This window comes from Bradyrhizobium sp. AUGA SZCCT0177, assembly GCF_018130125.1.
Taxonomy (GTDB): domain Bacteria; phylum Pseudomonadota; class Alphaproteobacteria; order Rhizobiales; family Xanthobacteraceae; genus Bradyrhizobium.
Window position 1 is genome coordinate 57,456 of the sequence record NZ_JAFCMA010000010.1, and the last position, 12,012, is coordinate 69,467.

Consider the following 12,012-nt stretch of genomic DNA (forward strand, 5'->3'; position numbering starts at 1 on the left):
ACCCGTGGCGTCAAGCTCGTTCGCGGCCATGAAGTCGCGGCCCTATCGGGCCCAGTTCATCGCCTACGTGCTGGCCATGATGGCTGACAATGTCGAGCACGTGATCAGCTACTGGGTGGTGTTCCAGAAATTCCATTCGCCGGCGCTGGCGGGCTTTGCGGTGCTGTCGCACTGGCTGCCATTTCTGCTGTTTTCCGTCGCCGTCGGCGGGCTCGCCGACCGGTTCGATCCACGCCGCATCATTCAGTGCGGAATGCTGCTTTTCATCGTGGCGTCGGCGGGATGGGGAGTTTTCTTCGTCACCGACACGCTTCAGATGTGGCACGCGATGCTGCTCCTGGTCATCCACGGCTGCGCCGGCGTGCTGTGGCAGACGCCGAACCAGCTGCTGCTTTACGATATCGTCGGCCCCGCCGACCTGCCGAGCGCGGTGCGGCTGAACGCGATGGCGCGCTATTTGGGAATCCTGGTCGGTCCGGCCGCGGGCGGCGTGATCATGCTGGCACTCGGCCCGTCCCACGGCATCATTCTCAACACGCTTTTTTATCTCCCGATGCTGCTCTGGCTGTTCTGGGCACCCATCAGCGCCCAGGGCGCAGTGGCAAAGCGCCTCGCCGTCCGCGGCCTTTCCGACATCGTGCAGACCATCCGTGTCATCGGCACCTACCCTGTCCTGATCTCGATGACGCTGCTCGCCGGGCTGACCTCCTTCATGATCGGCAACGCCTATCACGCCCAGATGCCGGGCTTTGCCATCGATCTCGGCCACGGCGACCCCGGCGTGGCCTACAGCGTGCTGCTGGCGGCCGACGCCGCCGGCGCGCTCCTCGCAGGCATCGCGCTGGAAGCGTGGGGACGGCTCAGAGCGACGCCTCAGACGGCCATCGTCCTTGCCATTCTATGGGCGTTGTCGCTGCTCGCGTTCGCGTCGGTCGGGATCTACTCGCTTGCGATCGCACTGCTGTTCGCCGCAGGTTTCTTCGAGCTGTCGTTCAACACGATGGCGCAGACCATGGTCCAGCTGAATGCCCCCGCCGACATTCGCGGCCGCGTCGTCGGCCTGTTCAACATGGCCGGGCTCGGCATGCGGGCCTTCAGCGGCATCACCGTGGGCCTGTTCGGCGCGGCGATCGGCATTCACTGGTCGCTCGCCCTGTCGGCCGCGGTGCTGTTGGCGTTTCTGTTCGTGCTGTTTCGCCGCGCCAATCCGCAAGCCGGCCGAACACGCGTTAGCGGCGGCTAGAAGCCGCCGGCCTTCTGATCGCCGCCGACCTCCGCCCCGGCCCGCGCACGGCGCGCGCTGCTCACAAGCTGGCCCGGACGATCCTGCTGGTTTGGCTTCGCGGTGGCGAGCCGCAGCACGGCAGCGTAATTCGGCTGCACCTCCATGCGGTCCGCATGCCGGCTTTGGCTCAGAATGCTGTGGACGCGCGGCAGGTTGTAGCAGGGCACGTAGAACAGCAGATGATGCTCGAGATGATAGTTCACGTAATAGGGCGCGATGAACAGCCGCTCGAGGAAGCCGGCATGCGTGGTGCGGGTGTTGCGCAAGGGATCGCTGCTGTCGGGCACCACGGCATGCTCGGCGATATTGCGGATGCGGGTGATCACCATCTGCCAGGTGAAGAGCGGCAGCAGCCATAACAGCGGATAGGCCCACCACACCCCGGCAGCGGCAAGGCCTGCGAACATCACCGCATTGACCGCGAACTGCGGACCAAGCTTTTCCCAAAAATGGGCAGCGCGCTTCGACAGTGGCCATTCCGCAGGACCCAGCGCGTTGAGCAATTGCGCCTTGCGCTGCTGATAGCCGGTCTGCCCGGTGATATCGCGCAGGAATTTGCGGCGATAGCTCATCTTCGTAATCGGAAACGGCGCCGACAGGATGAGATCGGGATCATCCTCCTGCTGGGTGCGCGCATGATGCTGCAGATGATAGCGGCGATAGGCGCGGGTCTCGGCAAAAACCGGATAGGCGCAGAACCACTGGCTCAGAGTCAGATTGGTTTTCTCGTCGGCCGACAGGCAGCCATGGGCGCCGTCATGCATCAGGATCGCAAGCCCGAGCTGGCGCGAGCCGATGATGCCGACGGCCAGCAGAAACGTCAGCAGATTGGGCCACCACGCCACCAGCGCGATCGAGCCAATGATCAATACCCAGGCATGAACGATCAGGGCAACGCCTTTCCAGGTCGAGCGCCGGCGCACGGCGATCAATTCATCCTCGGACAGGAAATCACGGGCACGCATGCGAAGCGCGGTCATGACGATGTCTCCCCTTCGGTTGAATCTGAAGCGGATGTGGGATTGCCGACGAGGCGCAGGCGGCCGCCGTCGCCGGCCGATTTCGTCGTCGCCTGCTCGCCCAGCACGCGCAGCATCTCTGCGGATAATTCTTCGGCCGAACGGCCCATGGCATAGCCCTCGACCATCACGCCGATCGCGACCGCCCAGAATCGCCGCGAGGTCGCGTCGGGATCGCGCAGCGTGCTCCAGCCGTGGCATTCGATCTGGTTCGAATAGGCGCGCAGGCCCTCGCCGTGCAGCCGTTCGATGGTGCGCTCCACCAGCGGCGCGAGATCCTGGCGGCGGCGCGTCAGCGTCAGAGCTTCGGCAAAGAAGGCGACCGAATCCGTTGATGTCACGCTCTCGACCAGCGCGCGCGTGTAGTCGCGCGGCGTGTGCGCCGACAACGCCGCCTGCTCGGCCGCACGGGCGACATAGAGCATGTCGCGGCAGGCGGCCTCGACGAACAGCGCTTCCTTGGTGCGGAAATAATAGGTGATCTGGCTCGGAAACGCGTCGGCAGCGGCAGCGATATCCGAGATCGAGGTGCCGGAAAGGCCACGCTCTTTGAACAGGCGGCTGGCGCCATCCAGCAGGCGGGAACGCATCTGGCGTCCGGCGGAACGCGTGGCGCGGACGGCGTGCTTGGGGTCGCCGGCCAGTGCCTGAGCGGTTTCGACGGACTCGGAAACCATTTTGGGAGCCATTTTGCCCTCTCGTCTTTTATTTGTATGACATACAAACAAATATGTCAATTGGGTCCTTGGAGGCAGAGGTCGGCCATGGCATCAACCGGGCCAAAATCCCGCATCAACGCTTGCCAGCGGGCTCAAAATCTCTATAAACCGCGCATCCGTGGATCCCGGCCGGGAGCTGAACGGACGGTCTCAGCAATCTCACCTTTCGGCGATGTTGATGTGGCAGGGCCAGTTGGCCCGTCGTCCCGTGCTTCCGCCTTCTGAGCATTATCGAGTCCTTTCCGAAGGTCTCGAAGGGCTTGCCGCCGGGAACCGCGCCAACACAGGAAAGGACACCCATGCCTCTTTATGAGCATGTTTTTCTCGCGCGTCAGGATGCGAGCACCCAGCAGGTCGAAGAGCTGACCACCCAGATGACGGGCATCGTCGAAGGGCTCGGCGGCAAGATCACCAAGACCGAGAACTGGGGCGTGCGCTCCCTCACCTATCGCATGAACAAGAATCGCAAAGCACATTTCGTGCTGATGAACATCGATGCGCCCTCCGCTGCGGTCACCGAGATCGAGCGGCAGGAGCGGATCTCTGAAGACGTCATCCGCTATCTCACCGTCCGCGTCGAAGAGCACGAGGAAGGTCCCTCCGCCATGATGCGCAAGGCCGATCGTGACCGCGAACGCGACGACCGTGGTGGTGGTGGTTTCCGTGGTGACCGCGAAGGCGGCTTCCGTGGCGACCGTGAAGGCGGTGGCTTCCGTGGCGACCGTGGCCCGCGCCGTCCGCGCGATGAAGACGCAGCGGTTGAGGAGTAAGAATCATGGCTGAAGCTGGTGCACGCCGTCCGTTTTTCCGCCGCCGCAAGACCTGCCCGTTCACGGGTCCGAATGCGCCGAAGATCGACTACAAGGATTCCAAGCTGCTGATGCGTTACGTTTCCGAGCGCGGCAAGATCGTGCCGAGCCGCATCACCGCCGTCTCCGCCAAGAAGCAGCGTGAACTCGCCCGCGCCATCAAGCGCTCGCGGTTCCTCGGCTTGCTGCCCTACGTTATTCGCTAAGACGATTTCGATCGGCGGCATCCGTGCCGCCGATCGCGACTTTTCATAAGGCTTCCGGGTCGTCCGGTCGCCGATGGTTGGGGTCCAAAGACCTCTAACCGCTCGAAGGGAGCGGGACAGCTGATGATCGTGATCATACTCATTGCGCTTGCGGCCGGCTCTGCGTCGGCGCTGATGTTCGCCTCGATCATCTCGGGCGCGCTGATCTCATTGCTGCTGTTCTATCTGGCCCCGCTGCCACTGATGGTGGCCGCGCTTGGATGGGGACCGCTTGCGGCGACGATCGGCGGCATCGCGGCGGCTTCGGGCCTCGGGCTGATGTTCGGCCTGCCCTACTGCGTCGCCTTTGTCATTACCGTCGCCCTGCCCGCCTGGTGGCTCGGCCATCTCGCGCTGCTCGGACGACCGCTGCCCGCCGAGGAAGCAGGCAACGGCGCCCCGCCTGCCGCGGCTGCCGTGGAATGGTATCCGGTCGGCCGCATCCTGTTGTGGATTGCAGGCTTTGCGATGCTGACCACGATCACCGCCATGCTGACGCTCGGCAGCGACGCCGAGGCGATCACGGCGTCACTGAAACGCGGCCTGATGCGAATTCTGACGCCTCGCAATGCTGCGCCATCGGGCGACACCGAGCGGTGGGTTAGCGCGCTTGCAATCATCGCGCCGCCGGCAGCCGCGATCGTCGCCATGATGACGCTGACGCTCAACCTCTGGCTCGCCGGCAAGATCACGGCGACCTCGGGCCGCCTGCACCGGCCCTGGCCGGACTTGAAGAGCGCTGAATTGCCGCCGATGACGCTGGTCGCGTTGTCGGTCGCCCTCGCATTCTGTTTCGTCGGCGGGCTCGTTGCGTTGTTCGCGCAGATCACGGCCACCGCCTTGTTGATGGCTTACGCCATCACGGGCTTTGCCGTGCTGCACACGCTGACACTGGCGCTGAACGGCCGCGCGTTCTGGCTGTCCTGCGCCTACGCCGTCGTCGTGGTGTTCGGCTGGCCGGTGCTGGCACTGGTCGTGCTTGGCCTCGCCGACGCCGTATTCGGATTTCGCCAACGCTTTATGCGCGGCAGACCACCGCCGGTGCCTGCAGCGTAACCATTCCACCCATCCACTCAAACCGGATCATCACCACTTCAAAAGGAGAACGAATATGGAAGTCATTTTGCTGGAACGCGTCGCCAAGCTCGGTCAGATGGGCGAAGTCGTCAAAGTCAGGGACGGATTTGCCCGCAACTTTCTGCTCAAGCGCGGCAAGGCGCTGCGCGCAACGTCGGACAATCGCGCCAAGTTCGACGGCATGAAGGCCGAGCTCGAGGCCAACAACCTCAAGGCCAAGGGCGAAGCCACCAAGGTCGCGGAGAAGATCAACGACCGCAACGTCGTCGTGCTGCGCCAGGCCTCCGAAACCGGCCAGTTGTTCGGTTCGGTCAGCGTGCGCGACATCATCGCTTCCTTCGAGGCCGACGGCGTCACCATCAGCCGCAGCCAGGTCATGCTGGACGCGCCGATCAAGACCATCGGCAAGCACTCGATCGCCATCGCCGTGCACCCCGAAGTCGAAGTCAGCGTCAGCGTCACGGTTGCACGCAGTGCCGATGAAGCCGAGCGCATCAACCGCGGCGAAGACATCTCGAGCCGTCAGGAAGATCAGGACGCCGCCGCCGAGGCGCTGGCCGCCGCCGGCGAATTCTTCGATCCGGAAGCCCAGCACGACGACGAAGCGCCGGCTCCGGCTGCGACCGAGAAGTAACGCGCGCCTCTCTTTATCGCGCCTCTGTTTATGTGAGAACCAAGCCCGGCCGATCAGGCCGGGCTTGGGATTCGTGCCGCCGCTTTCTCGTCGAGCATCGCGATCGAGGCCAGCGCCGTTGCGGTGTGCTTTTCGACGCCGTCGGTGAGGCAATAGACATCGGCCGCAACCACCGCGACCTGACGTCCGGGCTTGATCACCCGCGCCCGGCAGATCAGCCGCTCGCCCACCGCCGGCGACAACAGATTCAACTTATATTCAGCCGTGAGCGCCGCCTGGCCGCGCGAGGTCGCAGCCGCGATGGTGGTCGCATTGTCGACCAGAAACGCGGTAACGCCGCCATGGAACAGGCCGTGCTGTTGCAACAGCTCCGGCCGGCGGTCGACCGCGAGCGTGCAGGAACCGCGCGTCAGTTCGGACAGCTCCGCGCCGATATGGGTCATAAAACCCTGGCGGCCGACATTATCGCGGATGCGCGTGGCGATCGGCGCGAACTCCGGATCGGTATTGGCGATCATGGGGTCTCTCCTGTTATGTGGCCGGCATCGATGGCGACCACCGCACGGGTGGCGCAGGCGATCAGGGTGTCGGCGTGGTCCCTGGGATCGGCGCGGTCGCGGCCCGACAGCCAGGCGCGGCAGAAAATCTGCGCAGGTCCGATGATCTGGCTGAAGAACAAGGTCGCCGTCATCGGCAGCAATTCGCCGCGCGCGATCAGCGGCGCGCGCCAGCGCTCGACGGCCTCGGCGAGACGCGAATTCTGCGCGCGCTGCGCACCACGGATTTCTTCGGTCCATTCGCTGCGCGAAATCTCGAACAGATAGCGCGCCTCGCGCCGGTTGTTCACGACCCAGTCAAGATGCCCATGGATCAACCGTGCCACGCCTTGTCTGGCGCCGCAGGATTCGTCGATCCCGGCGAGTACTGCGGCGTGATAGCGGCCGAAGATTTCCAGGAACAGCGTGCCGGCCAGCTCCTTCTTCGATCCGAAGAAATGGAAGAAGCTGCCGTTGGACGCGCGCGCCCGGGTTCGAATGGCGGCCACGGTTGCGCCCTCAAAGCCGTCGCGGTCGAACACCGCCAGTCCCGCCGCCAGCAAATCCTCTCGCGCCGTGGTCACCACGCCAAACCTCGCCGGTTAGATCACTGCTCTAGAGTATTACTCTAGCGATGATTGAGCAAGTCCGCTCGCGAGCTTTCCTTCGCGAACGTTATTGGTGTGCGTTGTTGGAACGCGGCGTTACTGGGAAATCGGCGGTGCGGGCGGCCCGGCCGGCACGACCGCCGGTGGAGGCGGCGCAACTGCCGTCACCTCGGGCGGAGTGGCCGGCGCAGTTGCTGCGGCGGGCGCCGACGGGCTCGGGATGGCGGCTGGCTCTCTCGGAATCGCGGCTGATTCTGATGTGCCGCTGGGGGGCGGCGCGGCGGCGGCCGGCGCGGGCGTGACCGGAGGAACTGGATCAGGCCGCAGCGGCGTTGGTTCGCTGCCGCCGGTTTCCCTGGGCGCATCGACCTTGGCGGTCTCAGACTTGGCTGCTTCAGGCTTGCTCGCTTCAGATTTGCCTGTTTCAGATTTGCCTGTTTCAGACTTGCTCGGGTCAGACTTGCTCGGGTCAGAGATCCCCTCGCCCGCCGGCTTGGCGGCTTCAGGCTTTTCGCCGGCGTCCACCTTGGCGGTTTCGCGCTTGGCCTCTTCCTTGGCCGCCTCGTCCGGTTTCGGCGGCTCTTCGGCAGGTTTGCCGCGCTTGCCGAGCTTCTGCTTGGCGCCCGTCTTGCTGTCGGTCGCGGCCTGCGGCGTCTGGCCATCGGCGGGCCTGGCGGCATCGGCCGGCTGCTGGCCCGGCCGTCGCCTGCTCTCGCGTGCGGGGCCTTGCGGCGTGAGGCCATCGGCGTCGGGCCGGGACGCCTCTTGCGTGGCGGCGGGATGTTGCCGGCGGCCGGGCTGATCCGGCCTGGCAGCCTCTTGCTTGGCGCCCTTTGCCGCATCGGTCTTCGGCTGATCCTTGCTCTGAAAGCGCGTGTCGGCGGCGCCGTTCGATATCAGGAACGAGGCGAGCACCCCGGCCATCTCGCTGCTGGTGGTGTAGTGCTGGCGCAGGAAGCCGGGCAGCGACGATGCCGAAACGTTCTTCAACAGGCCGCGGGGGCTCTTGTGGCACGCGTTGCAGGTACCCGCGAAGATCTGGGAAGGGGTCTTGCCGGCCTCCAGGTTTTCAGCCCGCGCCATCAGACAGCCAACCAGAAGCATCACCGTCGCCAGACTGAGCGCTCGGCTCAACATTCCCTGCTTCTCCAATTGGAATCGCTTCCAGCGTCGCGCAACACGGCCGACGGCGGTCACCTTTTAGCCGATTATCCTGCGAATGGAAGCTCACTTGTGACGCAACTGCGTGATCTCCACATTTTGGAATATCCGCTTTGACTACAACGCCCTAGCCCGTCGGGTTGATCACGATTATGATCTGGTTGACGCACATGGGAACCTTCGTTCCCGCCGTGCGTCGGTTGTAACGGGCCGGTCGTTCCATTGGTGCTTTGATGGATCGTTTGTTGCGTTATTTCCTAGGACAGTTCATCCGCCGCGGCACGATGACATTCACGGCCGCGAACGGGACCACATTTACCTGCGGCGACGGCACCGGGCGGCCGGTATCGGCCCGGTTCCTGAGCCCGCGCACCGAGCGGCGGATTCTCCTCAATCCCGAACTGGCGCTGGGCGAAGCCTATATGGACGGCACGTTCGTCGTCGAAAATGGCTCGATCGCAGACGCGCTCGCGATCCTGCTCGATCAGCCTGCCATGGTGCCGCAATGGGCCCGGCTGCAATGGTGGATGCGCTATCTCGCCCGGCACATCAGCCAATTCAACTGGCGCGGCCGGTCACGAAACAATGTCGCGCATCATTATGACCTCGACGGGCGGCTCTATTCGCTCTTCCTCGACGCCGACAAGCAATATAGCTGCGCCTATTTCGAGACGCCGGATGCCACGCTCGATGATGCCCAGTTGGCCAAGAAGCGCCACCTCGCCGCCAAGCTCAGAATCGGGCGCGGCGACCGCGTGCTCGACATCGGCTCGGGCTGGGGCGGCCTTGGGCTCTATCTGGCCGAGATGACCGGCGCCGATGTTACCGGCATTACGCTCTCGACCGAGCAATTGCAGGTCGCTAACGCCCGCGCCGGGGAAAAAAAGCTGGGCCGTCAGGCGAAATTCCTGCTCAGCGACTACCGCGACATTCCGGGTCCGTTCGACCGGATCGTGTCGGTCGGGATGTTCGAGCATGTCGGCGTCGGGTTTTATGAAACCTTCTTCAAGCGATGCGCCGAGTTACTCAGCGACGACGGGATCATCGTACTGCACTCGATCGGCCGCTCGACCGGCCCCGACGTGACCAGCCCCTGGATCACCAAGTATATTTTCCCGGGTGGCTATATCCCCGCGATGTCCGAAGTGACGCCGGCGATCGAGAGCGCCGGGCTTCTGGTCTGCGACATCGAGATTCTGAGGCTGCACTATGCGGAGACGCTGAAAGCCTGGCGCGAGCGCTTCATGGCGCGGCGCGAAGAGGCCGTGCGCCTTTACGATGAACGCTTTGCCCGGATGTGGGAATTCTATCTGGCCGCGTCGGAGATGTCGTTCCGCAAGCAGAACCTGATGAACTTCCAGATCCAGCTCACCAAGCGCCAGGGCGTCGTACCGATGACGCGCGACTACATCGCGCGCGAAGAGGCGCGGCTGCGCGGGATCGAAACCGGAAAGCAACCGCGGCTGCAAATCGCGGGCGAGTAGGCCGGTTTTGAGCTGAATGTCTTAGTTTCGGAAGCTGTAGCCCGAGCCGTAGGCTATTCCGGCAGTAGCGGGGCGCGCGAGTTGCGCGCGCAGAGCGTCCAAGACGTCGATATCGCAAGGCGCGACACGCGATTCCGGGCGCGAGACAAGTTCCATGGTGTCGATCAACATCGACAACCAAGCACGCTGCTCGCTTCCTGATCGCCATGTACCGAGCTGTTGACCCATCGTCTTGTCCTTGATCCCTGCTCTTAACCAACCCGAAAGCCTAAAACCCGTTCCCGAATTCCTCGACCAGGATGCCGGCCAGAAAGCCCCTCGGATGTGATCTGGTTCACAGAGTTCGCCGGCTGATTGCCGTAAAACTACTGAATGGCCCAGAAAACCTACTCAACCTCGCTCGTCCCTCGCGCCGATCTCATCGTCGATTACGCCTTGATCGCGACCGGCATCGGCTCGGCCCTGATCGCGTTGATCTTTCTCATCCTGGCTTGATCAATCGCTAACATCGCGGCCCGGATGACCTCCGCAGCCTTGGATAGGTCTGTCCAACTGGCGATAAAGTTCAGTTGGCCCTAACAGCTTTCCCAACATTTTCGTGAATTCGGTGGCACCGCCCGGCCGCCGCGCGGTTTTGGCCAAAACCCGTCAAGTGCAATGCCGCAACGACCGACGGGGATTCACATCTCGCTTGTGTGAATCGGGCATAAGGCATGTAGGTACTTCCGCTCGGCACGAGGGGAGCGCTTTATCGCCGCCCCAATCCGGCATCCCAAATACCGACCCAAATCCGAAGAACAATTCCGAGCATGGCGCTGACTGATTCGAACATTCTGAAGCTTGCCCCCGACGCGGGAACTCCGGCCTATCGGAGTGCGCCGCACAATATCGAAGCCGAACAGAGTCTGCTTGGCGCGATCCTGGTCAATAACGACGCGTTCTACCGGGTTTCGGACTTCCTCGAACCAAAACACTTCTTCGAACCGATTCATCAGGCGATCTACGAGACCGCCGGCAGCCTGATCCGGATGGGCAAGGTGGCGACGCCCGTCACGTTGAAAACCTTCCTGCCCGCCGAGACTGATATTGGCGGCATGACGGTTGGCCAGTACCTCGCCCGTGTCGCGGCCGAGGCCACCACCATCATCAACGCGCAGGATTACGGCCGGACGATCTACGACATGGCGTTGCGCCGCGATCTGATCCGGATCGGCGAGGACATGGTCAACGTTGCGTTCGACGCGCCGGTGGATTTTGCCCCGCGCGCGCAGATCGAGGACGCCGAACGCCAGCTCTACGAGCTGGCGGAGTCCGGCCGTTACGACGGCGGCTTCCAGCGTTTCGCGCAGGCGATGAAGACCGCGCTCGATATGGCGGCCAACGCCTATCAGCGCGACGGAAAATTGTCAGGCATTTCAACTGGCCTCCGCGATCTCGACTCCAAGATGGGCGGCCTGCAGCGGTCGGACTTGATCATCGTGGCCGGACGTCCCGGCATGGGCAAGACCGCGCTTGCCACCAATATCGCCTATAACATCGCCGAAGCGCACCAGGCGGAAGTTCAAGCCGACGGCACCATGAAGTCGGTCAATGGCGGCGTTGTCGGCTTCTTCTCCTGCGAAATGTCCGCCGAACAGCTCGCCACGCGTATTCTGGCCGAGCAAACCGGCATTGCGTCCAGCATGATCCGCCGCGGCGGGATCAAACAGGACGAATTCGACAGGATCCGCGACTACACCATCAAGCTCGAGCACTTGCCGCTGTTCGTCGACGAAACGGGCGGCCTTTCGATCTCGCAATTGACGGCGCGCGCGCGGCGGCTGAAGCGGCAGAAGGGCCTCGACATCATCGTGGTCGACTACATCCAGCTGCTGCAGGGCTCCGGCAAGCGCGGCAACGACAATCGCGTGCAGGAAGTCACCGAAATCACCACCAGCCTGAAAGCGCTCGCCAAGGAACTCAATATTCCCGTGGTCGCGCTCTCGCAGCTGTCGCGACAGGTCGAAAGCCGCGACGACAAGCACCCGCAATTGGCTGACTTGCGCGAATCCGGCTCGATCGAACAGGACGCCGACGTGGTGCTGTTCGTGTACCGCGAGGAATATTATTTGCAGAACAAGGAACCCAAAATCGGTACGCCCGAGCACGAGAAATGGAAGCTCGACATGGAGCTCGCTCACGGCAAGGCCGAGGTCATCATCGCCAAGCAGCGCCACGGACCGACGGGTACGGTCCAACTGCAATTCGAGGGGCAGTTCACGCGGTTTAGCGATTTCGCCGAAGGGGATAATCTACCCTACCGCGCGCCCTAGCGCGGTTTCCAGCGAAGCGTCGGACTTGATCCGGGGTGGTGCTAGGTTCGCGTGAAGAAAACACGTCAAAACAATAATCTGGAGCGCGATCGGTTCTGATCAATCAGGACCGATCGTGCCCCA

13 protein-coding genes are annotated in these 12,012 nt (G+C 63.4%); 8 read left to right on the forward strand and 5 right to left on the reverse strand.

Going from position 1 to position 12,012, the window contains the following annotated elements; genetic code table 11:
* The first annotated feature begins 4 nt into the window (after positions 1-4).
* Positions 5-1,243 (forward strand): MFS transporter, encoded by a 1,239-nt coding sequence (locus JQ597_RS13720; protein WP_349628830.1) that lies wholly within the window; start codon positions 5-7, stop codon positions 1,241-1,243.
* Here the strand turns inward: JQ597_RS13720 and JQ597_RS13725 are convergent.
* Positions 1,240-2,265, reverse strand: coding sequence for a fatty acid desaturase family protein (locus JQ597_RS13725; protein ID WP_212264803.1), 1,026 nt, complete (start codon positions 2,263-2,265; stop codon positions 1,240-1,242). The genes JQ597_RS13720 and JQ597_RS13725 overlap by 4 nt on opposite strands.
* On the reverse strand, positions 2,262-2,993 hold the full coding sequence (locus JQ597_RS13730; RefSeq protein WP_212264804.1) for a TetR/AcrR family transcriptional regulator C-terminal domain-containing protein: 732 nt from the start codon (positions 2,991-2,993) through the stop codon (positions 2,262-2,264). Before JQ597_RS13730 ends, JQ597_RS13725 begins: the two co-directional genes overlap by 4 nt.
* Before the next feature lie 329 nt (positions 2,994-3,322).
* Here JQ597_RS13730 and rpsF point away from each other — a divergent pair, with 329 nt between their 5' ends.
* The 4 genes from rpsF (at position 3,323) to rplI (ending at position 5,788) form a co-directional block, all read left to right on the forward strand.
* The gene (gene rpsF, locus JQ597_RS13735; RefSeq protein ID WP_211994594.1) at positions 3,323-3,793 is read left to right on the forward strand and encodes a 30S ribosomal protein S6; all 471 of its coding nucleotides are present in this window, start codon (positions 3,323-3,325) and stop codon (positions 3,791-3,793) included.
* Positions 3,794-3,798: 5 nt separating this feature from the next.
* Positions 3,799-4,038 carry a 30S ribosomal protein S18 gene (rpsR, locus tag JQ597_RS13740; protein WP_002711478.1) on the forward strand — a complete coding sequence of 80 codons (240 nt, stop codon included), beginning with the start codon at positions 3,799-3,801 and terminating at the stop codon, positions 4,036-4,038.
* Between the two features lie 123 nt (positions 4,039-4,161).
* A complete protein-coding gene (locus tag JQ597_RS13745) occupies positions 4,162-5,133 on the forward strand; it encodes a hypothetical protein (RefSeq protein ID WP_212264805.1) in 972 nt (323 codons plus the stop codon).
* Positions 5,134-5,188: 55 nt separating this feature from the next.
* Positions 5,189-5,788, forward strand: coding sequence for a 50S ribosomal protein L9 (gene rplI, locus JQ597_RS13750; RefSeq protein WP_212264806.1), 600 nt, complete (start codon positions 5,189-5,191; stop codon positions 5,786-5,788).
* Positions 5,789-5,841: 53 nt separating this feature from the next.
* On the opposite strand, the gene JQ597_RS13755 is transcribed toward rplI, so the two are convergent.
* The 3 genes from JQ597_RS13755 to JQ597_RS13765 form a co-directional block, all read right to left on the reverse strand.
* The gene (locus JQ597_RS13755; protein WP_212264807.1) at positions 5,842-6,306 is read right to left on the reverse strand and encodes a PaaI family thioesterase; all 465 of its coding nucleotides are present in this window, start codon (positions 6,304-6,306) and stop codon (positions 5,842-5,844) included.
* Positions 6,303-6,908, reverse strand: coding sequence for a TetR/AcrR family transcriptional regulator (locus JQ597_RS13760; protein WP_212264808.1), 606 nt, complete (start codon positions 6,906-6,908; stop codon positions 6,303-6,305). The genes JQ597_RS13755 and JQ597_RS13760 overlap by 4 nt, the downstream gene beginning before the upstream one ends.
* 188 nt (positions 6,909-7,096) lie before the next feature.
* A complete protein-coding gene (locus JQ597_RS13765; protein ID WP_212264962.1) occupies positions 7,097-7,774 on the reverse strand; it encodes a pentapeptide repeat-containing protein in 678 nt (225 codons plus the stop codon).
* Between the two features lie 552 nt (positions 7,775-8,326).
* On the opposite strand from JQ597_RS13765, the gene JQ597_RS13770 reads away from it, so the two are divergent.
* The 3 genes from JQ597_RS13770 to JQ597_RS13775 all read left to right on the forward strand — a co-directional run bounded on the left by JQ597_RS13770 (position 8,327) and on the right by JQ597_RS13775 (position 11,889).
* Entirely contained in the window at positions 8,327-9,577 is a 1,251-nt protein-coding gene (locus JQ597_RS13770; protein WP_212264809.1) for a cyclopropane fatty acid synthase, read from the forward strand.
* Positions 9,578-9,949: 372 nt separating this feature from the next.
* Entirely contained in the window at positions 9,950-10,072 is a 123-nt protein-coding gene (locus JQ597_RS38090; RefSeq protein ID WP_283813416.1) for a hypothetical protein, read from the forward strand.
* 314 nt (positions 10,073-10,386) lie between these two features.
* Positions 10,387-11,889 (forward strand): replicative DNA helicase, encoded by a 1,503-nt coding sequence (locus JQ597_RS13775; protein ID WP_212264810.1) that lies wholly within the window; start codon positions 10,387-10,389, stop codon positions 11,887-11,889.
* The last annotated feature ends 123 nt before the right edge of the window (positions 11,890-12,012 follow it).

Coding starts and splice junctions, on each gene's coding strand:
- JQ597_RS13725 (WP_212264803.1), bottom strand. CDS start 2,265: ATGACCGCGCTTCGCATGCGTGCCCGTGATTTCCTGTCCGAGGATGAA.
- JQ597_RS13730 (WP_212264804.1), bottom strand. CDS start 2,993: ATGGCTCCCAAAATGGTTTCCGAGTCCGTCGAAACCGCTCAGGCACTG.
- rpsF (WP_211994594.1), top strand. CDS start 3,323: ATGCCTCTTTATGAGCATGTTTTTCTCGCGCGTCAGGATGCGAGCACC.
- rpsR (WP_002711478.1), top strand. CDS start 3,799: ATGGCTGAAGCTGGTGCACGCCGTCCGTTTTTCCGCCGCCGCAAGACC.
- JQ597_RS13745 (WP_212264805.1), top strand. CDS start 4,162: ATGATCGTGATCATACTCATTGCGCTTGCGGCCGGCTCTGCGTCGGCG.
- rplI (WP_212264806.1), top strand. CDS start 5,189: ATGGAAGTCATTTTGCTGGAACGCGTCGCCAAGCTCGGTCAGATGGGC.
- JQ597_RS13755 (WP_212264807.1), bottom strand. CDS start 6,306: ATGATCGCCAATACCGATCCGGAGTTCGCGCCGATCGCCACGCGCATC.
- JQ597_RS13765 (WP_212264962.1), bottom strand. CDS start 7,774: ATGCGGCAAAGGGCGCCAAGCAAGAGGCTGCCAGGCCGGATCAGCCCG.
- JQ597_RS13770 (WP_212264809.1), top strand. CDS start 8,327: ATGGATCGTTTGTTGCGTTATTTCCTAGGACAGTTCATCCGCCGCGGC.
- JQ597_RS38090 (WP_283813416.1), top strand. CDS start 9,950: ATGGCCCAGAAAACCTACTCAACCTCGCTCGTCCCTCGCGCCGATCTC.
- JQ597_RS13775 (WP_212264810.1), top strand. CDS start 10,387: ATGGCGCTGACTGATTCGAACATTCTGAAGCTTGCCCCCGACGCGGGA.